Source organism: Stenotrophomonas sp. Bg11-02, from assembly GCF_002836635.1.
Taxonomy (GTDB): Bacteria; Pseudomonadota; Gammaproteobacteria; order Xanthomonadales; family Xanthomonadaceae; genus Stenotrophomonas; species Stenotrophomonas lacuserhaii.
This window is the reverse complement of sequence record NZ_PJAY01000060.1, coordinates 277,289-298,864: the sequence shown is the minus strand read 5'-3', so window position 1 is coordinate 298,864 and position 21,576 is coordinate 277,289. Positions and strand designations below refer to the sequence as shown.

At 66.1% G+C, this 21,576-nt stretch carries 25 protein-coding genes; 7 read left to right on the top strand and 18 right to left on the bottom strand.

Annotation, left to right across the window (positions count from 1 at the left end; genetic code table 11):
* Position 1: 1 nt before the first annotated feature.
* Positions 2-634, bottom strand: coding sequence for a 23S rRNA (uridine(2552)-2'-O)-methyltransferase RlmE (gene rlmE, locus CXG43_RS11590; protein ID WP_101100066.1), 633 nt, complete (start codon positions 632-634; stop codon positions 2-4).
* 65 nt (positions 635-699) lie between these two features.
* Here rlmE and yhbY point away from each other — a divergent pair, with 65 nt between their 5' ends.
* Entirely contained in the window at positions 700-1,005 is a 306-nt protein-coding gene (yhbY, locus tag CXG43_RS11585; RefSeq protein WP_042614911.1) for a ribosome assembly RNA-binding protein YhbY, read from the top strand.
* Between the two features lie 15 nt (positions 1,006-1,020).
* Positions 1,021-1,395 (top strand): Mth938-like domain-containing protein, encoded by a 375-nt coding sequence (locus CXG43_RS11580; RefSeq protein ID WP_101100065.1) that lies wholly within the window; start codon positions 1,021-1,023, stop codon positions 1,393-1,395.
* 431 nt (positions 1,396-1,826) lie between these two features.
* On the opposite strand, the gene CXG43_RS11575 is transcribed toward CXG43_RS11580, so the two are convergent.
* From CXG43_RS11575 to surE, 4 genes are read right to left on the bottom strand one after another with little or no spacing between them, the layout of a single operon-like run.
* Complete coding sequence (locus tag CXG43_RS11575; protein WP_101100064.1) at positions 1,827-2,609, bottom strand: peptidoglycan DD-metalloendopeptidase family protein; 783 nt, start codon at positions 2,607-2,609, stop codon at positions 1,827-1,829.
* Positions 2,606-3,220: a YqaA family protein gene (locus CXG43_RS11570; protein ID WP_101100063.1), complete on the bottom strand. Its 615-nt coding sequence runs from the start codon at positions 3,218-3,220 to the stop codon at positions 2,606-2,608. The genes CXG43_RS11575 and CXG43_RS11570 overlap by 4 nt, the downstream gene beginning before the upstream one ends.
* Positions 3,221-3,242: 22 nt before the next feature.
* The gene (locus CXG43_RS11565) at positions 3,243-3,920 is read right to left on the bottom strand and encodes a protein-L-isoaspartate(D-aspartate) O-methyltransferase (protein WP_101100062.1); all 678 of its coding nucleotides are present in this window, start codon (positions 3,918-3,920) and stop codon (positions 3,243-3,245) included.
* Positions 3,917-4,696, bottom strand: coding sequence for a 5'/3'-nucleotidase SurE (gene surE / locus CXG43_RS11560; RefSeq protein ID WP_042613041.1), 780 nt, complete (start codon positions 4,694-4,696; stop codon positions 3,917-3,919). The genes CXG43_RS11565 and surE overlap by 4 nt, the downstream gene beginning before the upstream one ends.
* 195 nt (positions 4,697-4,891) lie before the next feature.
* On the opposite strand from surE, the gene CXG43_RS11555 reads away from it, so the two are divergent.
* Together CXG43_RS11555 and CXG43_RS11550 are read left to right on the top strand one after the other, a co-directional pair.
* Positions 4,892-5,428 (top strand): Smr/MutS family protein, encoded by a 537-nt coding sequence (locus tag CXG43_RS11555; protein ID WP_101100061.1) that lies wholly within the window; start codon positions 4,892-4,894, stop codon positions 5,426-5,428.
* Positions 5,429-5,661: 233 nt separating this feature from the next.
* Entirely contained in the window at positions 5,662-5,964 is a 303-nt protein-coding gene (locus tag CXG43_RS11550) for a hypothetical protein (protein ID WP_101100060.1), read from the top strand.
* A gap of 41 nt (positions 5,965-6,005) precedes the next feature.
* Here CXG43_RS11550 and truD read toward each other — a convergent pair whose 3' ends face one another.
* The 9 genes from truD to CXG43_RS11505 all read right to left on the bottom strand — a co-directional run bounded on the left by truD (position 6,006) and on the right by CXG43_RS11505 (position 13,561).
* On the bottom strand, positions 6,006-7,034 hold the full coding sequence (gene truD, locus CXG43_RS11545) for a tRNA pseudouridine(13) synthase TruD (protein WP_101100059.1): 1,029 nt from the start codon (positions 7,032-7,034) through the stop codon (positions 6,006-6,008).
* Positions 7,031-7,528, bottom strand: a complete 498-nt coding sequence (ispF, locus tag CXG43_RS11540) for a 2-C-methyl-D-erythritol 2,4-cyclodiphosphate synthase (RefSeq protein WP_101100058.1) — start codon at positions 7,526-7,528, stop codon at positions 7,031-7,033. Before ispF ends, truD begins: the two co-directional genes overlap by 4 nt.
* Positions 7,529-7,562: 34 nt before the next feature.
* Positions 7,563-8,261 (bottom strand): 2-C-methyl-D-erythritol 4-phosphate cytidylyltransferase, encoded by a 699-nt coding sequence (ispD, locus tag CXG43_RS11535; protein ID WP_042613029.1) that lies wholly within the window; start codon positions 8,259-8,261, stop codon positions 7,563-7,565.
* The gene (gene ftsB, locus CXG43_RS11530) at positions 8,258-8,608 is read right to left on the bottom strand and encodes a cell division protein FtsB (protein WP_042613028.1); all 351 of its coding nucleotides are present in this window, start codon (positions 8,606-8,608) and stop codon (positions 8,258-8,260) included. The genes ispD and ftsB overlap by 4 nt, the downstream gene beginning before the upstream one ends.
* A 4-nt stretch (positions 8,609-8,612) precedes the next feature.
* The gene (eno, locus tag CXG43_RS11525; RefSeq protein WP_101100057.1) at positions 8,613-9,905 is read right to left on the bottom strand and encodes a phosphopyruvate hydratase; all 1,293 of its coding nucleotides are present in this window, start codon (positions 9,903-9,905) and stop codon (positions 8,613-8,615) included.
* A gap of 127 nt (positions 9,906-10,032) precedes the next feature.
* Positions 10,033-10,386, bottom strand: coding sequence for a hypothetical protein (locus CXG43_RS11520; protein ID WP_101100056.1), 354 nt, complete (start codon positions 10,384-10,386; stop codon positions 10,033-10,035).
* Entirely contained in the window at positions 10,383-11,213 is an 831-nt protein-coding gene (gene kdsA / locus CXG43_RS11515; protein ID WP_101100055.1) for a 3-deoxy-8-phosphooctulonate synthase, read from the bottom strand. Before kdsA ends, CXG43_RS11520 begins: the two co-directional genes overlap by 4 nt.
* A 93-nt stretch (positions 11,214-11,306) precedes the next feature.
* Positions 11,307-12,971: a CTP synthase gene (locus CXG43_RS11510; protein WP_101100054.1), complete on the bottom strand. Its 1,665-nt coding sequence runs from the start codon at positions 12,969-12,971 to the stop codon at positions 11,307-11,309.
* Between the two features lie 353 nt (positions 12,972-13,324).
* Positions 13,325-13,561, bottom strand: a complete 237-nt coding sequence (locus tag CXG43_RS11505) for a hypothetical protein (protein WP_101100053.1) — start codon at positions 13,559-13,561, stop codon at positions 13,325-13,327.
* Positions 13,562-13,725: 164 nt separating this feature from the next.
* On the opposite strand from CXG43_RS11505, the gene parE reads away from it, so the two are divergent.
* Positions 13,726-15,615 (top strand): DNA topoisomerase IV subunit B, encoded by a 1,890-nt coding sequence (parE, locus tag CXG43_RS11500; protein WP_042613022.1) that lies wholly within the window; start codon positions 13,726-13,728, stop codon positions 15,613-15,615.
* Positions 15,616-15,678: 63 nt separating this feature from the next.
* Here parE and CXG43_RS11495 read toward each other — a convergent pair whose 3' ends face one another.
* Together CXG43_RS11495 and CXG43_RS11490 are read right to left on the bottom strand one after the other, a co-directional pair.
* A complete protein-coding gene (locus CXG43_RS11495; RefSeq protein WP_101100052.1) occupies positions 15,679-16,800 on the bottom strand; it encodes an inorganic phosphate transporter in 1,122 nt (373 codons plus the stop codon).
* Positions 16,801-16,812: 12 nt separating this feature from the next.
* The gene (locus tag CXG43_RS11490; RefSeq protein ID WP_042613020.1) at positions 16,813-17,439 is read right to left on the bottom strand and encodes a DUF47 family protein; all 627 of its coding nucleotides are present in this window, start codon (positions 17,437-17,439) and stop codon (positions 16,813-16,815) included.
* Positions 17,440-17,722: 283 nt separating this feature from the next.
* Here CXG43_RS11490 and CXG43_RS11485 point away from each other — a divergent pair, with 283 nt between their 5' ends.
* Together CXG43_RS11485 and CXG43_RS11480 are read left to right on the top strand one after the other, a co-directional pair.
* Positions 17,723-19,033: a hemolysin family protein gene (locus CXG43_RS11485; protein WP_101100132.1), complete on the top strand. Its 1,311-nt coding sequence runs from the start codon at positions 17,723-17,725 to the stop codon at positions 19,031-19,033.
* Positions 19,034-19,115: 82 nt separating this feature from the next.
* Positions 19,116-19,691 carry an exopolysaccharide biosynthesis protein gene (locus tag CXG43_RS11480; protein ID WP_223181638.1) on the top strand — a complete coding sequence of 192 codons (576 nt, stop codon included), beginning with the start codon at positions 19,116-19,118 and terminating at the stop codon, positions 19,689-19,691.
* Between the two features lie 89 nt (positions 19,692-19,780).
* Here the strand turns inward: CXG43_RS11480 and CXG43_RS11475 are convergent, their stop codons facing one another.
* Together CXG43_RS11475 and CXG43_RS11470 are read right to left on the bottom strand one after the other, a co-directional pair.
* Positions 19,781-20,278, bottom strand: a complete 498-nt coding sequence (locus CXG43_RS11475; protein ID WP_101100050.1) for a pyridoxamine 5'-phosphate oxidase family protein — start codon at positions 20,276-20,278, stop codon at positions 19,781-19,783.
* A gap of 94 nt (positions 20,279-20,372) precedes the next feature.
* A complete protein-coding gene (locus CXG43_RS11470; protein WP_101100049.1) occupies positions 20,373-21,368 on the bottom strand; it encodes an LLM class flavin-dependent oxidoreductase in 996 nt (331 codons plus the stop codon).
* Positions 21,369-21,576: the final 208 nt, after the last annotated feature.

Sequence of the window (21,576 nt, the reverse complement as noted above, 5' to 3'; positions counted from 1 at the left end):
CTTACTTCATCACGGCGCGCTTGCCCTGTCCGAGGGCATAGACCTCGGGGGAGCGCTTGCGCGAGGCGTCCGGCTTGCGGATGGAGACCTTGTCGTACCGCCTGCGCATTTCACGCACGTAGTCGTCAAAACCCACACCCTGGAACAGCTTGATCAGGAACGCCCCACCGGTCTTGAGGTGGTTGTCGGCGAAATCCATGGCCAGCTCTGCCAGGTGCATCATCCGCGGCTGGTCCACCGCGTCCATTCCACTCTTATTGGGGGCCATATCGGACAGTACAAGGTCTACCGGCTGGTCCCCGACCATGGCCTCGAACTGCGATAGGACGGCTTCTTCCCTGAAGTCTCCGTGAAGGAAGTCCACGCCGGCCAGCGCGGGCATCTCAAGGATGTCCAGTGCGAACACCCGGCCGGTGTCGCCCATCTGCCGGCGGACCTGCTGCGACCAGCCACCCGGGGCGGCGCCGAGGTCCACCACCACCATGTGCGGCTTCAGCAGCCGGTCACGTTCGAGCAGCTCTTCCAGCTTGTAGGCCGCGCGCGAGCGCATGCCTTCAGCCTGCGCTTTCTTCACGTAGGGGTCGGAAAAGTGTTCTTTCAGCCAGCGCTGGCTGCTCTTGCTGCGGGAAACCATGGTAAATACAGCCGGATGGGGTGGCCATGATACCCTGAACCCCCCAAGTCACAGCGCTTTCCTGCATGTCCACTGCCCTGACCGCATCCCAGACCCGTTTCCTTCGCGGCCAAGCCCACGACCTCAAAGCCCTGCTCCAGATTGGCGGCAAGGGCGTGACCCCGGCCTTCCTGGCCGAGCTGGAAGAGGTGCTGGAGCGCCATGAACTGATCAAGGTGAAGGTGGCGGCTGAGGATCGCGAAGCCCGCGACGCCATGGTCGCCGAGCTGGTCGGTACCACCGGGGCGGCGCTGGTCCAGCGCATCGGCCACGTGGCCGTGCTGTACCGGCCGAGCAAGGAAAACCGCCAGATCGTGCTGCCGCGCGGCTGATAACCCGGTCCTGCCATGCAACTGAGCCACCAAGCCCCTGATTACGCCTACACGCTGCGCGGTGCGGATGGTCGCTCGGCACGGATCAACGACCGCGAACTGACCGCGAGCTTCATCGTCACCCCGCAGGTGCTGGTGGAAGACTGGCCGGTGGGTTCGGTGGCCGAGCTGCAGCCGGCCCATCTGGAGGCGATCCTGGCGCTGGAACCGGTGTTGATCATCCTCGGCACCGGCGCCACGCAGGTGTTTCCTTCGCAGCAGCTGATGGCCGCGTGCCTGTCACGTGGGATCGGGCTGGAAGTGATGAACAATCCTGCTGCGGCGCGCACCTTCAACATCCTCGCCGGCGAGGGCCGCAAGGTCGCCGCGGCGTTCATTCTCGAACGGTGAATTCTGGTCGCTGAGGGCGACTTCGGCCGCTGGGGTTTGTGTGTTGGGGCGGGATAGGGGGCATTGGCAGGACACGCCGTGAACCCGTCCATGGGGGCTCGCTTTTCGCATCCATGCGAAAAGACGGTCCTGCCAACGCCCCCTACCCCGCCCCCCGACAATCCCCGATGGCCGGGGGGAAAAGAAAAAAGCAAAAGCAGACAGCCGATCCAAGGATCGGCTGCTTTGCGTTTGCCTTTGCTTTTTTCTTTCTCCCCCCGCCGAGGCGACCGTGTCGAAGGCGGGTGGCGGTGGGCTAGCCGGGACCGTTAGAGCCGCATGGATGCGGCGACGAGCCTCCAGGGACGGATTCACGGCGTGTCCCGGATAGGCCCACCGCCACCCGCCAGGCAGGCAGACAACAAGGCAACCGCTCTAGGCGGCAGCCGCGCTCACCGCGCCGGCAGGTACTGCTGCGGGTCCACCGGCTTGCCGTTGTAGCGGATCTCGAAATGCAGCATGTCCCGGTTCGCGCCGGTGCGGCCCATTTCCGCGATCTGCTGGCCGGCCTTCACGCTCTGGCCTTCGTTGACCAGGCGCTTGCGGTTGTGCCCGTAGGCCGACAGCCACTGCTCGTTATGCTTGACGATGATCAGCTCGCCGTAGCCCACCAGCCCGGCGCCGGAGTACACCACCACGCCGTCGGCGGCAGCTTTGACCGCCTGGCCACTGGTGCCGGCGATGTCCACGCCCTGCTTGGTCGTCTCACCGGCCACGAAGCGACCCACGACCGCGCCATCAGCAGGCGAGCGCCAGCTGATGCCGCTGCGCACCGGTGGTGTAGTTGCCACCGGCCGGGTCGTGGTGGCGGTGCCACCGGACGCCCGCGGCGCGGTCACCACGGTGGTCGGCACGCGGCCACCGCCCGCTCCCTGCGGATACAGGCGGATCACCTGGCCGGGGTAGATCGTGGACGGGTTGGACAGGCTGTTCCAGGCGATCAGGTCCGCCGGGGTGATGCTGTGGATGCGTGCCAGGGCGTAGATGGTGTCGCCCTTCTGCACGCGCACTGTCTTGCCCGGCTGGGCGACGGAGGCCTTCGGCGTGGCCGACGCACCGCTGCCGCCCGAACCGGAGGGACGCACCACGGTGGCGGTACCGCAGGCAGTCAACGCGGTCAGCGTGATGGCCAGCGCGCCCAGGCGCAGCCCCCTGTTGAAACGATCAGCACTCATGCGAACTTCGACCTCCATACAAGCCAGGCAACCAGGGCCACCACCATCGCGGTGGCGATCCAGCCCAGCGGTTCAATCCAGCGACGCAGCGCCGCCTCGGCGCGCGGTCCACCGATGCGGATCACCGCAGCCAGCACGAATACGCGCTTGCCGCGACCGATCAGCATGCTCAGCAGATACTGCGGCATCGGTACGCCGACGATACCCGACGCCCATGTGAAGACCTTCATCGGGATCGGCATGAAGCCGCCCAGCACCAGGAAGGTGAACACCGCCCACGGCGACTCGGCCATCTTGGCCTGCACGATCGCAATGCCGCGCTCGATGCCGGGCAGCATGCCCATCGTATCCAGCAGCGGCTTGACCGCCTCGAACGCAAAATGGCCCAGCGCGTAGCCGACCGCCGCACCCACCATCGAACCGGACAGGCTGAGCGTGGCGAACCACCAGCCGCGCTTGGGCTGGGCCACGCACATCGGGGCCAGCATCACTTCCGGCATCACCGGGAAAATGATCGCTTCGATGAAGCTCAGCACCGTCAGGTAGGTCGGTGCCCGCTCATGGTTGGCCCACTTCAATGCGCGCTCGTACAGCGGCCCGAAAATCTTCATGAATGCCCTGCTCCGTGAAAAATCAGTCCAGCATGCCAGACAGCAACGGGACGAAGGTGACCGGCGCCAACACGGACTGCGTGATGCTGCCGTCGGGCTGGCGGTCAAGCTGCACCAGCGACTGCGCACCCGGCCCGCCGACCGGCGCCACCAGCCGCCCGCCGGGGGCCAGCTGCTCGATCAATGCATCCACCAGCGCCGGCGCCGCGGCGGTGACCACGATGGCATCGTACGGCCCATGTTCGGGCCAGCCGACCCGGCCATCGTCGTGCTTGGTGCGGATGTTCATGGCCAGCGAGCGGAACCGCTTGCGCGCCTGCCGCAGCAGGTCGCCGATGCGTTCGACAGTGAACACCTCCAGGCCCACCGCGGCCAGTACGGCGGCCTGGTAACCGGAACCGGTGCCCACTTCGAGCACGGTCTTCGGCGCAACCTGCACGATCGCCTCGGTCATCCGCGCGACCACCCACGGCTGGGAAATCGTCTGGCCGTGGCCGATCGGCAGGGCAGTATCTTCGTAGGCACGCGAGGCCAGCGCTTCATCGATGAAAAGATGGCGCGGCACCACGCGGATGGCATTGAGGGTGGCCTCATCGACGATGCCGGCTTCGCGCAGGCGCTCGACCAGGCGGTCGCGCACGCGCTGGGAGGTCATGCCGATGCCTACCGCTTCGGGCTGCAGTCGCAGGCGCGCGGTCATGCCGGGCGGCCCAGTGCGGCGCTCAGCCCGCCGACCCAGCTGGCCACTTTTTCCAGCGCCTGGTAGCGCGTCAGGTCGACCTGGATCGGGGTGATGGAAATAAAGCCGGTGCGCACCGCATGGAAATCCGTGCCCGGGCCGGAATCCTGCTCGCGCCCTGCCGGGCCGATCCAGTAGACCGCATTGCCGCGCGGGTCCTTCTGCGCGATGCAGCCTTCGGCGCGGTGGCGGTTGCCCAGCCGGGTCACTTCAAAGCCCTTGACCTCGCTCCACGGCAGGTCCGGCACGTTGACGTTGAGGATCGTGTCGGCAGGCAGCGGATCGGCCTTCAGCTGCGCCACGATCTCCACCGCCGCGCGCGCGGCGGTCTGGAAATGCTTCGGCTCATGGTTGTGGCTGACCAGCGACATGGCGACCGCAGGCAGGCCCAGATGCCGCCCTTCCATCGCCGCCGAGACGGTGCCGGAATAGATCACGTCATCGCCCAGGTTGGCCACGTTGTTGATGCCCGACACGACGATGTCCGGCTCCTGGTCCAGCAATCCGGTCAACGCCAGGTGCACGCAGTCGGTCGGGGTGCCGGCGACGGAGACGGTGTGGTGATCCAGGCGCTTGAGGCGGATCGGCAGGTCCAGGGTCAGCGAGTTGCTGGCGCCGGACCTGTCCCGGTCAGGGGCGACCACGGTGACCTCATGCCCGGCCTGGCGCAGGACCGCCGCCAGCATGGCGATGCCCGGGGCATCGACACCATCGTCATTGCTGACCAGGACCCGCATCTGGGTTTTCACCACTTCATCGTTCAAGACTTCGCTTCCAATCACTGCTGACATGGACGTGGTCACGGCGCTCCCCCGGCGGCGGCGACCTCGCAGGTGCGTCTTGTATTGTGCCGCATGCGGCTCGCAGGGCCTACCCTGCCATGGGTCATTGGGCATCCTCATGACGGTGGCGGCATGCGTTAACCTGTCGGCATGTCGCATCCGCATGACGAAGATCCCGCCGAACTGTTCCGGTCAGCCATCGGGCAGGTTACCCCGCTGCGCAAGGGCAGCGGCCCGGCCCCGGCTGGGCCCAAGCCGCGCCCGCGTGCCCGGATGGCCGAACGTGATGAACAGGAAGCGCTGGGAGAGTTCGCCCGGCTGCTGCGCGACGGTGCTCCGCTGGATGCCGGTGATGCCCTCAGCTACCGCCGCGACAACCTGCCCCCGCGCATGTTCCAGCGGCTGAAGAAGGGCCAGTATTCGGTACAGGACGAACTGGACCTGCACGGTGCCACGGCCAGCCAGGCCGAACAGCTGCTGCGTCAGTTCCTGCTGGAGGCGCATGACCACGAGCATGGCTGCGTGCGCATCATCCACGGCAAGGGCCTGCAGTCCGATGGCGGTGCGCCGGTGCTGAAGAACCTGGTCGACCGCCACCTGCGCCTGCGCAACGACGTGCTGGCCTTCCACTCCGCGCCCACCGCCCAGGGCGGCACCGGCGCCGTGCTCGTGCTGCTGGCGAGATAGCTGCCGCTTTCGGCCGGCCCAGGCCCTGGGTGATAAGCCAGCGGTATCAAATAGATCGACGCTTTAGGTGGGGTGCCGCCGTCTTCTGCCCAACGACGCCACCCTTTGACGTTACACGCTCGCATACGAGGGGCCGCCAACGACGTCACGTTTCAGCCCCGATCGAACTCCTTCAATGGCGATGCCCGTCAAGCACGTCCGCGACGGGCATCTTTCCAACTGGAGAATTGCCAATGAACACGTTCGCCTACGCTTCACTGTTCGCCTGCCTTCTGGCAAGCACTACCGCATCGGGCCAGGACATCGACGCGGTGACGATGTTGGCACGTCCAACCCCGCAGCAATGCCATAACGCCTTCAACGCGTCATCCGCCGCGAGCAGCTGCAGCAATGCCAGGATGGAAGTCTGGGATCAGACCAACTGTACGATCTACGTGGATTGCCTGCGCAACGACGGCACGACCATCGGCAATCGCAGAACGGTGCCACTCCCGCAGGTATCTTCCCTACGCAACTGTGACGGCCTGCTCTGCTGAGAGCATGCAAAAGGCGGGGTGCTGGCCCCGCCTTCTCTCTGTCACGAAGCGTCGGTGACCGGCCCGAGTTCGTGCAGTACGGCGGTGGCGTAGCAGCCCGGCGGCAGCGCGAAGGACAGTTCCAGCACGCCTTCCTGCAGCCATTGGTGCTGCAGCAGCGCCGGACGCAGGCGCAGCGAACGGCGCTCGTGCTTCAGGCCTTCGGCTTCCAGCCCGGCACGCAGCGCCTGCGACTGCTCATCGTCGATCGCAGCCAGCTCCAGCGCACGCGCGGCATCGCTGCTGCGCAGGTCGCCGACGCCCCACAACGGGCCGCTGGGATGGATGTCGAAACGGGCCAGGCGTTCAGCCAGCACCTCGCTCCACGGCTCGGGACCGAACACGCTGCGGCTGCCATCCAGCATCCAGACCTCGCCGTCGATCGGCTGGTCCCAGCTGCCCTGCTCCACGCGCGCGGCGAGCACGCGGTTGAACAGGGCCGAACGGGCGGCCGACAGCAGCAGCGAACGCTGGTCCTTGCGCATGCGGCGGCCGCCGAACATCGCCAGCGCGGCGGGCACGTTGCCACCGTCGCGGCCGAAGCGCTGCTCACCGAACCAGTTGGGAATGCCGCGTTCGGCGATCTGTTGCAGGCGTGCGTCGATCGCTGCGGCATCACCGTCCACTTCGCGCAGCACCAGCTTGAAGCGGTTGCCGGCCAGCGCCCCGCGCTGCAGCTTGCGGTTGTGCCAGGTCGAGGACACCACCTCCACTTCGTCGCTGGCCAGCAGGCCCAGGTCCGGCGCCACGCGCTTGGGCAGGTGCACGCTGAAGCGCTGGGTGGTGACCGCGTGCCGATCCTTCATCCCGGCAAAGCTCACCGCCATCTCCGGCAGGCCGGCCCACTGCGCCAGCAGCTTGGCCACGTGCACCGTATTGGCGCCGCGCTTGCGGATCTCCAGCAGCAGGTGTTCGCCTTCGCCGGTGGGTTCGAAGGACGGCAGTTCATCGACCTGGAAATCATCGGGCGTGCTGCGGACAAGTGCACGTGCGAACAGTGGCTCACCAAAGGCCAGCGGCAACGGCATCATGCCGCCACCAGCAGCACGATGGCCTGCGCTGCAATGCCTTCCTCGCGACCGGTGAAGCCCAGCTTTTCCGACGTGGTCGCCTTGATGCTGACCGCATCGACCGGCAGCTGCAGCAGCTCGGCAATGCGCTCGCGCATGGCCGCGGCATGCGGCCCGACCTTGGGACGTTCGCAGATCACGGTGATGTCGGTGTTGCCGACCTGCCAGCCACGCGAGCGCAGCAACACGTCGCAGTGGAGAAGGAAATCGCTGCTGTCGGCATCCTTCCAGCGGTCATCGCTGGGCGGAAAATGCTGGCCGATATCGCCCAGCGCCAGCGCACCGAGCATCGCATCGCACAGCGCGTGCAGGATCACATCGCCGTCGCTGTGCGCCAGCACGCCGGCGGTATGCGCAACGCGCACTCCCCCCAACATGATGTGGTCGCCCGGGCCGAAGGCATGGACGTCGTAACCCTGGCCAATGCGGACAGGCGGGAAAGGAAGCGTGGTCATCGGAACAGCCTTTGCTATGCAGCGCGCGCGCCGGTCATTCGGCGCGACGGGAAAGTACGAATTCGAAGCGGTCCAGGTCCGCGGGCGTGGTGACCTTGAAGTTGTCCTCGCTGCCTTCCACAAGCACCGGACGCTGGCCCTGGCATTCCATGGCCATGGCATCGTCGGTAACCTCGATGCCAGCGGCAGCCGCCTCGGTCAGTGCCCGCGCCAACTGGTGGCGACGGAACAGCTGCGGGGTCAGTGCCCGCCACAGCCGCGCGCGCGGCTCGGTGCCGTCGATGCCGCCATCGTCGCCGGCGCGTTTCAGCGTGTCGCGCACCGGGGCGGCCAGGATCGCACCCACCGGATCAGCGCGCCCCACTTCCAGCAGCCGGCTGAGATCGGCCAGCGCCAGGTTGGGCCGCGCCGCGTCATGCACCAGCACGAATTCATCGGCGCGCACGCTGTCGGGCAAGGCGAGCAGCCCGGCCAGCACCGACGCCGCCCGCGTCTCGCCGCCGTGGCAGGTCAGGACGGGCTTGCCGGACCATTCGGTCCAGCCCGGCCAATCCGCATCGTCGGCACTGATCACCACCATCGCACCGGCCACCGCAGGGTGCACCAGCAGGGCATCCAGGGTGTGGGCCAGCAGGGTCCGGCCGCCTGCCTGCAGGTACTGCTTGGGCACCGGAGCGCCGAAACGACTGCCACGACCGGCAGCGGGCACTATTACCCAGATCGCCGCGCTCATGGCACGTCGGCCGGGTGATCGGCTGGCGTCGGCGCGGCCACAGGGGCACGCACCGGGGCCACCGGCGCATCTTCGACCACGCGGTAGAACTTCTCGCCGGGCTTGATCATGCCCAGCTCGCTGCGCGCGCGCTCTTCGATGGCCGCCTGCCCTTCCTTCAGATCCTGGACTTCGGCAGCCAGCGCATCGTTGCGCTGCTGCAGGCCATCGTTGTCACGGTTCTGGTGCTCGACCTGGGCTTCCAGGGTCATCACTTCGCCTGAATTGCCCGGGCCGAACCAGAAACGGTACTGCAACCATGCCAGCAGCAGGGCCAAGGCCAACAGCGCCCACCGCCAGTTGCGCATGGGATCAGCGCTTCAACGAAACGAAGGCATCACGACCGGCGTAACGCGCGCCGGCACCCAGCGCTTCTTCGATGCGCAGCAGCTGGTTGTACTTGGCCACGCGATCACTGCGGCACAGCGAACCGGTCTTGATCTGGGTTGCCGTGGTAGCAACGGCGATGTCGGCGATGGTGGTGTCTTCGGTCTCGCCCGAACGGTGCGACACGATGGCCGCGTAACCGGCGCGGTCGGCCATGGCGATCGCTTCCAGCGTTTCGCTCAGGGTGCCGATCTGGTTGACCTTGATCAGGATCGCGTTGGCGGTGCCCGAATCGATGCCTTCCTTGAAGATCTTCGGGTTGGTGACGAACAGATCGTCGCCGACCAGCTGCACCTTCTTGCCGATGCGGTCGGTCAGCAGCTTCCAGCCGGCCCAGTCGTTCTCGGCCAGGCCGTCTTCGATGGTGATGATCGGGTACTGGTTCGACCAGTCAGCGAGGAAGTCGACGAACTGCTCGGAGGTCAGGCGCTTGTTCTCGCCGACCAGGTTGTACTTGCCGTTTTCGTAGAACTCGCTGGAGGCCACGTCCAGGCCCAGCAGCACGTCGTCACCGGCGGTGTAACCGGCCTTGCCGATCGCTTCCAAGATGGTGTCGAGCGCTTCGACGTTGCTGCGGAAGTCCGGCGCGAAGCCGCCTTCGTCGCCCACGGCGGTGCTCAGGCCATGGCCCTTCAGCACCGACTTCAGCGAATGGAAGATCTCGGTACCGGCGCGCAGGCTTTCGGAGAACGAGCTGAAGCCCACCGGCAGCACCATGAACTCCTGGAAGTCCACGTTGTTGTCGGCGTGCGCACCACCGTTGATGATGTTCATCATCGGCACCGGCAGCGACGGTGAAACACCGGTCTTGCCAGCCAGGTACTGCCACAGCGCCTGCTTGTTCGATGCGGCGGCGGCGTGCGCGGCGGCCATCGAAACACCCAGCAGCGCGTTGGCGCCCAGGCGGCCCTTGTTCTCGGTGCCATCGAGGTCGATCAGGCGGCGGTCAAGGCCTTCCTGGTCGGCGGCATCGAAGCCGGTCAGTGCGCCGGCAATGGCGCCGTTGATGTTCTCCACGGCCTTGCGCACGCCTTTGCCGAGGTAACGGGTCTTGTCACCGTCACGCAGTTCCACCGCTTCCTTGGTGCCGGTCGAGGCGCCGGAGGGGACTGCGGCGCGACCGAACGAACCGTCCTCCAGGATGACGTCGGCTTCCAGCGTGGGGTTGCCACGGCTGTCGAGGATTTCACGGGCGTGGATGCTGCGGATCGTACTCATGGGCTGGCCGGTTACCTGTCTGTAGAGGAAGGCGACAAAAACGAATGCCGCGTGATTATCCCCGCACGGCCGCCCATTGCCAAATCGGTCGCTGAATCCCGTACCGACACGCCTGCAGCGCGGCTATCTAGAACAGGCGCGGCAACAGCAGGCAGGCCACCAGCAGGGCCAGCAGCGCGAGCGCTGCGATGCCTGCGGCCGGCCGTTGCGGCAGGCGCAGCGACAGCACACTGGCCACCAGGCAGCCGAGCGTCACCAGCACGCCGATGCAAAGTGTGATCAGCAGGGGAATGCGGGTCGCCCGCAGGGCATGGTCGCCATCGCCGGGCATGCCGACACTGGCGAGCACCAGGAAGGCCAGCATGAACACGCTGGCCCAAGCCGCCAGAGACAGGCCAAGGGCCGTCCAGCCCCATGGCCAGTGGCGCCACTGCCGCCGCTGGCGGCGCGCAGCGAGCGCCGCCCACGGATCAAGACTCATGCGAAGCGCGAGAAACCGTGCTTCTTGGTCACCGCATCGAGCTCCATCAGGGTCTCCAGCAGTTCTTCCATCCGATCCAGCGGCCAGGCATTGGGGCCATCGGACAGCGCCTTGGACGGGTCGGGATGGGTTTCGGCAAACAGGCCGGACACACCGACCGCGACCGCAGCACGCGACAGCACCGGCACGAATTCGCGCTGGCCACCGGAGCTGGTGCCCTGCCCGCCCGGCAGCTGCACCGAATGGGTGGCATCGAACACCACCGGGCAGCCGGTATCGCGCATCACCGAGAGCGAGCGCATGTCGCTGACCAGGTTGTTGTAGCCGAAGCTGGCGCCGCGCTCGCAGACCATGATCTGCTCGTTGCCGGTCGCCTTGGCCTTCTCCACCACCGGCTTCATGTCCCATGGGGACAGGAACTGGCCCTTCTTGATGTTCACCGGCTTGCCGGCGGCACAGACCTTGGTGATGAAATCGGTCTGCCGGACCAGGAACGCAGGCGTCTGCAGCACATCGACCACCGAGGCCACTTCGTCCATCGGGGTGTATTCATGCACGTCGGTCAGCACCGGCACGCCGATCTGCTTCTTCACTTCGGCCAGTACCTTCAGGCCTTCTTCCATGCCCGGGCCACGGAAGGCGGTACCGGAGGTGCGGTTGGCCTTGTCGAAGCTGGACTTGAAGATGAAATTCACCCCGAGCCGGCCGGTGATTTCCTTCAGGCGGCCAGCGACGTCGAGCTGCAGCTGCATCGACTCGATCACGCAGGGGCCGGCGATCAGGAACAGGGGCTGGTCCAGCCCGACCTCGAATCCACACAGTTTCATGGCGTTTCCTTGTTGTGGCGCGGCGCCGGCACGGGCCGGCAGGCATCAGGGGTTCAAGCGCGGAACATGGGGGCTGCACGCCCCCACTGCAAGTCAGGCAACGGCGTCGGCCAGCGGCTGGCCCGCCGCCTTGCGCTCGCGCGCGGCACGGATGAAGCCGATGAACAACGGGTGGCCGGCACGCGGGGTGGACAGGAACTCCGGATGCGCCTGGCAGGCCAGGAACCACGGATGCGCACTGCGCGGCAGTTCGATCACTTCCACCAGGGTGTCGTCCATCGACTTGCCCGCGATCACCAGGCCGGCATCTTCCAGCTGGGTGCGGTAGCGGTTGTTGAACTCATAACGATGGCGGTGGCGCTCTTCCACCACGTCCTTGCCGTACAGCTCGCGGGCCAGCGTGCCCGGCTTCAGGCGCTGCTCCTGCAGGCCCAGGCGCATGGTACCGCCGAGGTCACTCTTGTCGTCACGCTTCTCCACGTCGCCGGTGGCGGTGCGCCATTCGGTGATCAGGCCGATCACCGGGTCCGGCGACTGGCGGTCGTTCTCGGTGCTGTTGGCGCCTTCCAGGCCGGCCACGTGGCGGGCGTAATCCACCACCGCAGCCTGCATGCCGTAGCAGATGCCGAAGTACGGCACCTTGTGCTCGCGGGCGTACTGCGAGGTCAGCACCTTGCCTTCGAAGCCGCGGTCACCGAAGCCACCGGGCACCAGGATGCCATCGACATCGGCCAGGGCGGACATGTCGCTGCCTTCCAGCTCCTGCGCTTCCAGCCACTTCAGGGTGACCTTGGTGCGCTGGCGCAGGCCGCCATGCTTGAGCGCCTCGCCAACCGACTTGTACGCATCCTGGTGGTCCACGTACTTGCCCACCACCGCGATGGTCACCGCATCGAGCGGGTTGAGGGTGGCGTCCACCGCGTCTTCCCACATCGACAGGTCGACCGGACCGGCCTTGTCGGCCAGCTTGAACTGGTTCACCACGATGTCATCCAGGCCCTGTGCGTGCAGCCCCATCGGGATGCTGTACAGCACGTCCACGTCCGGCACGCTGATCACCGCGCGCTCGGAGACGTTGGTGAACTGGGCGATCTTGCGACGCTCCGAGTCCGGCACTGCCTGTTCGGAACGGCACAGCAGCACGTCGGGCTGGATGCCGATCGATCGCAGCTCCTTGACCGAATGCTGGGTCGGCTTGGTCTTCAGCTCGCCGGCCGCACTGATGTACGGCACCAGGGTGAGATGCATGAACAACGCCTTCTCCGGGCCGCGCTCGGTACGCACCTGGCGGATAGCCTCCAGGAACGGCAGCGACTCGATGTCGCCGACAGTGCCGCCGATTTCCACCAGCGCCACGTCGAAGCCCTCGGTGGCTTCGTCGATGCAGCGGCGGATCTCATCGGTGATGTGCGGAATCACCTGCACGGTGGCGCCGAGGTAGTCGCCGCGACGCTCCTTGCGGATCACGTTCTCGTAGATGCGCCCGGTGGTGACCGAGTTCTTGCGGCTCAAGCGGGTGCGCACGAAACGCTCGTAGTGGCCCAGGTCCAGGTCGGTCTCGGCGCCGTCATCGGTGACGTACACCTCGCCGTGCTGGAACGGGCTCATGGTGCCCGGGTCGACGTTGATGTACGGGTCGAGCTTCATCATCGTGACCTTCAGGCCACGGGCTTCGAGGATTGCGGCCAGTGACGCGGCGGCAATGCCTTTGCCGAGCGAGGACACCACGCCGCCGGTTACGAAAATCAAGGGAGTCATGGCTGCAAGCATCCTGTATTGAATTGAGGAACGGCCACGCCCCTCCGGCCCAACGGGCGGGGGGTAGGCAGAAAGGGGGATTGGCGACTCGCCGGGCCGGCGAGCAGGGAGGTAAGGGGGTGGCCAGCGAGCGAGGTCAGCTTGGCCGTGCCGGTCGTGGAGACCGTCACCTGCGCCCAGCCTTGCTGGCTGCCACGCATGGCCTTGCCAGTCCAATCGCTGATGGTGGACACGCACTACTCCCGGAAAGCGATAGTTTACAGATTGAAGGCCTCAAGCCCAAGGGGCAGCCGGCAACCGGGCAAAAAGAAGGCCCCGGCAGAACCGGGGCCCGGGCACGCAAGCGCGGCAGATCAGCGCTTCTTGCGGGCTTCTTCCTCTTCTTCCTCGCTCTGCGGCGCCTGCTGGCCGTTGGCCTTCAGCTCGGCGTTGGCCTGCGCGCGGCGCTTGGCCTTCGCATCGGCTTCGGCCTGCGCCGGATTGACCTGGTCGCCCTGCTGCGGCGTCGGCTGGCCGGCATTCTGGGCCAGCGCCAGCGGCACGGCGACCACGGCAGCGGCAACGATGGCGATAGTGAGCAGCTTCTTCATGGAGTCCTCCTCGCGGTAACGACCCTGAACATGGGGCCGCTGGGGTCGGTTTCCCAGCTATGGCCATTTTAGCGCCCCCGCTGGCCCGGCAGATGAACCGCAGGCGTGCAAAATCCCTGCCCAGACCGCACACTTGCGCGTCGCTCCAACGCTTTGAAACATAGATGAACACCCGCTATAACGCCGCCGATATCGAAGTCCTGTCCGGCCTTGACCCGGTCAAGCGCCGCCCCGGCATGTATACCGACACCACCCGCCCGAACCACCTGGCGCAGGAAGTGATCGACAACTCGGTGGACGAAGCGCTGGCCGGCCACGCGCGCTCCATCGAGATCACGCTGTACAAGGACGGCAGCGTGGAAGTCAGCGATGACGGCCGCGGCATGCCGGTGGACATCCACCCGGAAGAGAAGATCCCCGGCGTGGAACTGATCCTGACCCGCCTGCACGCGGGCGGCAAGTTCAACAACAACAACTACACCTTCTCCGGCGGCCTGCATGGCGTGGGCGTGAGCGTGGTCAACGCGCTGTCCACCCTGGTGGAACTGCACATCAAGCGCGAAGGCGCCGAGCACCGCATCACCTTCCGCAATGGCGACCTCGCCTCGCCGCTGGAAGTGGTCGGCAGCGTGGGCAAGAAGAACACCGGCACCCGCCTGCGCTTCTGGCCGGATCCGAAGTACTTCGATACGCCCAAATTCGCGGTGCGCGCGCTCAAGCACCTGCTGCGCGCCAAGGCCGTGCTGTGCCCCGGGCTGACGGTCAAGCTGACCGACGAAGCCACCGGCGAAGTGGACACCTGGCATTACGAAGACGGCCTGCGCGACTACCTGAAGCTGGAACTCGGCGAGCGCGAGATGCTGCCGGGCAACCTGTTCGTGGGCCACGTCAAGAAGGAAAACGAGATCGCCGACTGGGCCGTGGCGTGGATGCCCGAAGGCGAGCTGGTGCAGGAAAGCTACGTCAACCTGATCCCCACCGCCCAGCACGGTACCCACGTCAACGGCCTGCGTACCGGCCTGACCGAGGCGTTGCGCGAGTTCTGCGACTTCCGCAACCTGCTGCCGCGCGGCGTCAAGCTGGCGCCGGAAGATGTGTGGGACCGGGTCGCCTTCGTGCTGTCGATCAAGATGACCGACCCGCAGTTCAGCGGCCAGACCAAGGAACGCCTGTCCTCGCGGCAGGCCGCCGGCTTCGTCGAAGGCGCCGCCCATGACGCCTTCAGCCTGCTGCTGAACCAGAACGTGGAAATCGGCGAGCGCATCGCGCAGCTGGCCATCGAGCGCGCCAGCGCACGCCTGAAGACCGAAAAGCTGGTGGTGCGCAAGAAGGTCACCCAGGGCCCGGCCCTGCCCGGCAAGCTGGCCGACTGCATCAGCCAGGACCTGTCCCGCACCGAGCTGTTCCTGGTGGAAGGTGACTCGGCCGGCGGCAGCGCCAAGCAGGCCCGCGACAAGGATTTCCAGGCCATCATGCCGCTGCGTGGCAAGATCCTGAACACCTGGGAGGTCTCCTCCAACAGCGTGCTGGCCTCCGAGGAAGTGCACAACCTGGCCATCGCCATCGGTTGCGATCCGGGCAAGGAAGACATCAGTGGCCTGCGCTACGGCAAGGTCGTCATCCTGGCCGACGCCGACTCCGACGGCCTGCACATCGCCACCCTGCTCACCGCGCTGTTCCTGAAGCATTTCCCGGCGCTGGTCGATGCTGGCCACGTGTTCGTGGCGATGCCGCCGCTGTTCCGCATCGACGTGGGCAAGCAGGTGTTCTACGCGCTGGATGAAGAAGAGAAGCGCACCATGCTGGACAAGATCGAGCGCGAGAAGATCAAGGGTGCGATCAGCGTGACCCGCTTCAAGGGCCTGGGCGAGATGAACCCGCCGCAGCTGCGTGAATCGACCATCCATCCCGATACGCGCCGTCTGGTGCAGTTGACCATCGATGATGGCGAGCAGACCCATTCGCTGATGGACATGCTGCTGGCGAAGAAGCGTGCATCGGATCGGAAGGGGTGGTTGGAGACCAAGGGCGACCTGGCCTCGCTTGAAGCCTGACCAACAAAAAACGCCGGCCTCGAGGGCCGGCGTTTTTTTGTGCCGATGCGCGGCGTCGGGCGATCAGGCCCAGCCCACCATCTCGAACAGCTTGAGGATCAGGTAGGCACAGCCACCGGCCGCCGGGATGGTCAGGATCCAGGCCCATACGATGCGCTCGATCACGCCCAACCGCAGCGAACGCGGGTTCTTGGCAAAGCCAACGCCCATGATCGCCGTGGAGATGCTGTGCGTGGTCGACACCGGCATGCCGAAGTGCGCCGCCACGGTCAGCACCGTGGCCGAGCTGGTTTCCGCAGCGAAGCCATGGATCGGGTGCAGCTTGACCATCTTGTGGCCGAGCGTCTTGATGATCTTCCAGCCACCTGAAGCCGTACCGGCCGCCATCACCACCGCGCAGGTCAGCACGATCCACATCGCGATGCCGTCACCCGCACTCGCGTCGGGATGCATGAAGGCCAGGAACGAAGGCAGGTTGTCCAGTGCACCGGTGGCCTCGGCGCCGATCAGCGTCATGGCGATGATGCCCATCGTCTTCTGCGCATCGTTGTGCCCGTGCGCGAAGCCCATGTAGGCCGCCGAAACGATCTGCGCCTTGCCGAAGAACATGTTGACGAAGCGCGGGCGTGCCAGGCGACCGATCGCCCCGCCCACCTTGGCCAGGCCGGCGATCATCGCCCACAGCAGCAGCATCACCACGATGCCGAGCAGGAAGCCGGCCACCGGCGAGGTGATCATCGGCACGAACACCTTCCACAGCAGGCCTTTGTTCTGCGCCCAGCTGCCCAGCCGCTCGGACCAGATCAACGCATCCCAATTGTTGTGGGCAGCGGCCAGGCCGGCGCCGCACAGGCCACCGATCAACGCGTGGGAGGAAGAGGACGGCAGCCCCTTCCACCAGGTGATCAGGTTCCAGATGATGCCGCCCAGCAGTGCGCACAGGATCACCTGCGGGGTCACGTCGACCACGTTGGTGTTGAGCAGGCCGGAGGCGATGGTCAGCGCGACGGCGGTGCCGGTCAGTGCGCCGATGAGGTTCATGAAGGCCGCCAGCATGACCGCCCAACCCGGCGACAGCACCTTGGTGGCGACCACGGTGGCGATGGAGTTGGCGGTATCGTGGAAGCCGTTGATGAACTCGAAGACGAGCGCGGCGAAAATCACCACCAGGACAAGGGTCAGCATCCGTGCGGCCCGTCAGCTGTTCTTCAAGACGATCTGGTACGCCACAACGCCCGCCTCGCGGCAGCGGTCGATGGCCTTTTCCAGGATCTCGAAGAATTCCTTCAGCAGGAACATCTGCAGGTGGTCCAGGCGACCGGAATAGATGTCGCGGTACAGCTCCAGCATCAGCCGGTCGGCCTCGTTTTCCAGCGCGCGCAGCTTTTCGTTGAGCGCGGTCATACGGTCCAGGTTCATGTGGCGCAGGTCCGCCACCATTTCCACCACCACGGCGGCGGCCTGTTCCAGCATCGCCGCGCGCGGGGCGAAGTCGATGTGCTCCAGGTGGGCCACGGCCAGCGAATAGCGGTCAGCGAACTTTTCGACCTGCTTGGGAATCTTGTACAGCGCCGAGCCGAGCGCTTCGATGTCCTCGCGCTCGATCGGGGTCATGAAACTGTCCACCAGCGCCTGGCTGATCTTGTCCGACGCGGCGCGTTCACGCAGACGGGCAAGCTTGAAGGCATCCAGCGCAGGCTGGCGGTCGGACTCGCGCATCATCGCGTGCAGGGCGCGTGCGCTGTCGCTGGCCGCGACGGCGGCCTCATCAAGCAGGGTGTAGAACTGTTTGCCGGAGCCGAAAATGGTCTGCAGAGAGAACATTGAGAAACCTGTTCGCCGTCACGGGAAGGACGGCACCAGGTGGAATTATGACGGCTAGATGACCGTTGCGGGTACTCCCGGACATTTCTGACGGAATCCGCCCCCAACCTGAACGGGCAGTTGCCGCTCGCCACCCTCTGTTTGCTAAGATGCCAGCGCGCCTACGGGCGCACACCTATGGACGACGACCCTTACCCCCCGCCGCCGCGCCCGACCCCGGTCCCCAGCGCCTGCCGCCATCGCAGACACCCTTCTTCCCTGCCACCAACCGGGGACGATGCCCGTGTTTGAACTGATTATTGTCCTGGCCCTGATCCTGCTCAACGGCTTCTTCGCCATGTCCGAGATGTCGGTCATGACCTCGCGCAAGAGCCGGCTCAAGCAGATGGCCGCCACCAGCAAGCGCGCCGAACGCGCACTGGAACTGTCCGAAAAGCCGGAAAGCTTCCTGTCCACGGTGCAGATCGGCATCACCCTGATCGGCATCCTGACCGGTGTGTTCGGTGGCGAGGCGATCGGGCTGGCCATCGCTGCCTGGCTGCACGACCTGTTCCCCGGCTTCGCCTACGCCAACCAGGTCGGCAAGGCACTGGCGGTGGCCTTGATCACCTTCCTGACGCTGATCTTCGGCGAGCTGGTGCCCAAGCGTCTTGCCATCACCCGCTCGGAAGATATCGCCGGCCTGGTTGCCTGGCCGATGGGCTGGCTTTCGCGGATCGCCTTCCCGGCCGTCTGGCTGCTGTCCCACAGCACCCGCCTGGTGCTGAGGGTGATCGGGCTGGGCAAGGATGAAGCGGCTAGCGTCACCGAAGAAGAGATCCGCATGCTGGTGGCCGAAAGCCACGAGGCCGGCGTGATCGACGCGCACGAGCGCGACATGATGAACCGCGTGATGCGGCTGGGCGACCGCACCGCCGACAGCCTGATGACCCCGCGCAACCGCATTGCATGGCTGGATACCCAGGGCGCGCTGGAGAAGAACCTGGAGATCATGAGCGAGAACGAGTTCTCGCGGTATCCGGTGTACCGGGACAATGACTCGGACGTGGTCGGCATCCTTGAAATGAAGAGCCTGGCCACGCGCATGGCGCGCGGTGACCACGCCTTGTTCCAGAACCTGCGCGAGGTGCTGTACGTTTCTGAAAGCACCCATGCGATGAAGCTGCTGGAAATCTTCCGCGAGGAACAGCAGTCGGTCGCACTGGTGGTGGACGAGTATGGCGAAATTCAGGGGCTGGTCACCATCAGCGACCTGATGGGCGCGGTGGTCGGCCGTCTGCAGGCCACCGAAAACGCGGATGAAGATGCGCTGGTGGTGACCCGCGAAGACGGCTCGCTGCTGGTGGACGGCTCGCTGCCGATCGAAGACCTGCGCGAGCTGCTGGGCACCAATGACCTGCCCGATGCCGAGGACGGCGATTACTACACGCTGGCCGGCATGTGCATCCACTTCTTCGGCCGCATCCCGCACGTGGGCGAGTACTTCGACTGGGCCGGTTGGCGCATCGAGGTGATCGACCTGGACGGTGCGCGCGTGGACAAACTTCTGCTGCGCACGCTTTCCGACGAGCAGGCCGATGAACTCACCGCCTGATCCCGGCCTGCCGCCGGACGACGCTTGCCCCTCAGACAGCGGGTCGAACTACCGCAACGAAGGCATCCGCACGCTGTTGGCGATGTTCGAGTTCGGCGACCCGGCCCAGCACATGAAGCTGGGGCAGATCCTGCAGAACCTGCAGCAGAGTGCGTTCGGCGTGTTCCTGTTCATCGCCATCCTGCCCTCGTTCATCCCGATTCCCGGCGTGGGCGGGGCCCTCAGCGGTCCGCTGGTCATCCTGATCGGCGCGCAGATGATGTGCGGGCTGCGCAAGCCGTGGGTGCCGGGTTTCATCGCCCGCCGTGGACCCAGGCGCGGCACGATGCACAGGTTCCTGGACCGTATCGATGGCGCGCTGCGCCGGCTCGACCGCCTGCTGAAGCCGCGGCTGCCGCAGCTCCTGCAGCCGGTTGCCGCGCATGCCTTCAGCGGCCTGCTGCTGGTGTTGCTGGGGGTGCTGCTGTCCCTGCCGATCCCCTTCACCAATTATCTGTTCGGCTTCCAGCTGCTGCTGTTTTCGCTGGCGCTGCTGGAACGCGATGGGGTGCTGATGCTGGTGAACTGGATAGCCGCAGTGGTCGCGGTGGTGTTCTTCGGTTTCAGTTCCGGGCAGTTGGTCGAGTACGTAGCGGAACTGTTGCAGCGCTGGTTCTGACCGACCGCAGTGTCGAGCAAGCTCGACACTACAGAACGACTGCCGACCAGACCGTAGTGTCGAGCTTGCTCGACACAGCAGACCGGGGATCAACGAAGGTCGACGAACCCGTTGTCGCCCAGCCGGCTCGGCTCATCCTGCACCGCCGACAGCACGAAGCTCAGCGCCTTGCCCAGCAGGGTACCCGGGCCATCCCAGTATTCGGCCGATTCGGCCTGGACGTGGATCAGCCGCAGGTTCGGATCATCCTTGCCCTCCGGGAAGAACAGCTTCATCGCCGGTGACCACAACGCATCGATCTTCGCCCGGTCGTCGACGATCCGCGCGGTGCCCGCGACGGACACGTAGCTGTTCTTCGAAGGCGAGGCATAAGCCACGTTGACCCGCGGATTGAGTGCGATCTCGGCCACCTTCGGGCTGTCGGCCGAGGTGGCGAACCACAGGTCGCCGTCGAATTCCACTTCCTGGGTGCCCAGCGGGCGGCTGTACAGGCGGCCATCGACGCCGGTGGTGGTGAACATCGCCACCTCGACATCCTTGATCAGGGCGGCGAGCTGGGTGATGTGCTGCTGGCGATCTGCGTTCATGAGTTGCTCCTTGGTAGAGCTCCATCTCACGCGAGCGCCGTGCAACGCCGCGTGAGGTGGATGTTCAGCGCGCGTGGTGGCGTACGCGCGTCATTCAGGCAGCGTGGCGCGCGTGCCAGGCCTGCATGGCCAGTTCGAACGAACGCAGGCGCGCGCGATGGTCGTAGATGTTCGCGGTCAACAGCAGTTCGTCAGGCTGGTGGCGTTCGACGAAGGCGGCGATGCCCTCGCCCACCTGCTGCGCGTCACCCAGCACGGTGCAGGCCAGCGCACGCTCCACGCCGACCTTTTCATGCGGCTGCCAGAACGTATCGATGTCGTCCACCGGCGGCGGGATCCGGCCGGGATTGCCGCGTCGCAGATTGACGAAGCTCTGCTGCTGGCTGGTGAACAGCCGCCGCGATTCGGCTTCGCTTTCGCTGGCCACCACGTTCAGGGCCAACATCGCATGCGGCCGCTTGAGCGTGGCCGATTCACGGAAATCACGGCGGTAGACCGCCAGCGCCTCGTCCATCGAATCGGGGGCGAAGTGGGAAGCGAAGGCGTACGGCAGGCCCAGCGAGGCGGCCAGGCGCGCGCCGAACAGGCTGGAGCCCAGTATCCACACCGGCACCCGCAGGCCAGCCCCCGGCACTGCCTGCACGGCCTGCCCGGGCTGTGCCGGTTCGAAGTAATGCAGCAGCTCGCGGACATCCTGCGGGAACTGGTCGGCGCTGTCGAAATAGCGCCGCAGCGCGCGGGCGGTGGGCTGGTCGGTACCGGGCGCGCGGCCCAGCCCCAGGTCGATGCGATCCGGATACAACGAGGCCAGCGTGCCGAACTGTTCGGCGGCCTGCAGCGGGGCGTGGTTGGGCAGCATGATGCCGCCAGCCCCGACCCGGATGCGCTGGGTGCCACCGGCGACATGGCCGATCAGCACCGCGGTGGCGGCGCTGGCGATGCCCGGCATGTTGTGGTGCTCGGCCAGCCAGAAGCGGCGGTAGCCCAGCGCATCGGCCTGTTGGGCCAGTTCAAGCATGTTGGCGAAGGCGGCGGTGGTGTCACTGCCCTCGCAGACCGGGGCCAGGTCGAGGATCGACAAGGGAATCATCAGGCAGGCATTCCATGAGGAGATGCCCACGGTATGGGGATGGCCGGACACGCTTGCCAGTGCCGATGGCGGGACGCTGATTCCCGTGGCCCTCAATGCCGTGAACCCCCGGTAGCGCCGGGCCATGCTCGGCGGGCCATGCTCGGCGGCCCCTGCTTCGGATCCCACGTTGCCCCATCGCTAGCCGCCGAGCATGGCTCGGAGCTAC

Excerpts from the sequence above, each read along its gene's own strand:
- CXG43_RS11480 (WP_223181638.1), top strand. The coding sequence starts at position 19,116 with ATGTTCGAGTTCGGCGACCCGGCCCAGCACATGAAGCTGGGGCAGATC.
- CXG43_RS11575 (WP_101100064.1), bottom strand. The coding sequence starts at position 2,609 with ATGAGTGCTGATCGTTTCAACAGGGGGCTGCGCCTGGGCGCGCTGGCC.
- CXG43_RS11550 (WP_101100060.1), top strand. The coding sequence starts at position 5,662 with ATGAACACGTTCGCCTACGCTTCACTGTTCGCCTGCCTTCTGGCAAGC.
- CXG43_RS11555 (WP_101100061.1), top strand. The coding sequence starts at position 4,892 with ATGTCGCATCCGCATGACGAAGATCCCGCCGAACTGTTCCGGTCAGCC.
- CXG43_RS11565 (WP_101100062.1), bottom strand. The coding sequence starts at position 3,920 with ATGACCGCGCGCCTGCGACTGCAGCCCGAAGCGGTAGGCATCGGCATG.
- ispF (WP_101100058.1), bottom strand. The coding sequence starts at position 7,528 with ATGACCACGCTTCCTTTCCCGCCTGTCCGCATTGGCCAGGGTTACGAC.
- CXG43_RS11580 (WP_101100065.1), top strand. The coding sequence starts at position 1,021 with ATGCAACTGAGCCACCAAGCCCCTGATTACGCCTACACGCTGCGCGGT.
- truD (WP_101100059.1), bottom strand. The coding sequence starts at position 7,034 with ATGATGCCGTTGCCGCTGGCCTTTGGTGAGCCACTGTTCGCACGTGCA.
- CXG43_RS11505 (WP_101100053.1), bottom strand. The coding sequence starts at position 13,561 with ATGAAGAAGCTGCTCACTATCGCCATCGTTGCCGCTGCCGTGGTCGCC.
- eno (WP_101100057.1), bottom strand. The coding sequence starts at position 9,905 with ATGAGTACGATCCGCAGCATCCACGCCCGTGAAATCCTCGACAGCCGT.
- ispD (WP_042613029.1), bottom strand. The coding sequence starts at position 8,261 with ATGAGCGCGGCGATCTGGGTAATAGTGCCCGCTGCCGGTCGTGGCAGT.
- CXG43_RS11520 (WP_101100056.1), bottom strand. The coding sequence starts at position 10,386 with ATGAGTCTTGATCCGTGGGCGGCGCTCGCTGCGCGCCGCCAGCGGCGG.
- CXG43_RS11475 (WP_101100050.1), bottom strand. The coding sequence starts at position 20,278 with ATGAACGCAGATCGCCAGCAGCACATCACCCAGCTCGCCGCCCTGATC.
- CXG43_RS11510 (WP_101100054.1), bottom strand. The coding sequence starts at position 12,971 with ATGACTCCCTTGATTTTCGTAACCGGCGGCGTGGTGTCCTCGCTCGGC.
- parE (WP_042613022.1), top strand. The coding sequence starts at position 13,726 with ATGAACACCCGCTATAACGCCGCCGATATCGAAGTCCTGTCCGGCCTT.
- ftsB (WP_042613028.1), bottom strand. The coding sequence starts at position 8,608 with ATGCGCAACTGGCGGTGGGCGCTGTTGGCCTTGGCCCTGCTGCTGGCA.
- surE (WP_042613041.1), bottom strand. The coding sequence starts at position 4,696 with ATGCGGGTCCTGGTCAGCAATGACGATGGTGTCGATGCCCCGGGCATC.
- CXG43_RS11495 (WP_101100052.1), bottom strand. The coding sequence starts at position 16,800 with ATGCTGACCCTTGTCCTGGTGGTGATTTTCGCCGCGCTCGTCTTCGAG.
- CXG43_RS11490 (WP_042613020.1), bottom strand. The coding sequence starts at position 17,439 with ATGTTCTCTCTGCAGACCATTTTCGGCTCCGGCAAACAGTTCTACACC.
- CXG43_RS11570 (WP_101100063.1), bottom strand. The coding sequence starts at position 3,220 with ATGAAGATTTTCGGGCCGCTGTACGAGCGCGCATTGAAGTGGGCCAAC.
- rlmE (WP_101100066.1), bottom strand. The coding sequence starts at position 634 with ATGGTTTCCCGCAGCAAGAGCAGCCAGCGCTGGCTGAAAGAACACTTT.
- CXG43_RS11470 (WP_101100049.1), bottom strand. The coding sequence starts at position 21,368 with ATGATTCCCTTGTCGATCCTCGACCTGGCCCCGGTCTGCGAGGGCAGT.
- kdsA (WP_101100055.1), bottom strand. The coding sequence starts at position 11,213 with ATGAAACTGTGTGGATTCGAGGTCGGGCTGGACCAGCCCCTGTTCCTG.
- yhbY (WP_042614911.1), top strand. The coding sequence starts at position 700 with ATGTCCACTGCCCTGACCGCATCCCAGACCCGTTTCCTTCGCGGCCAA.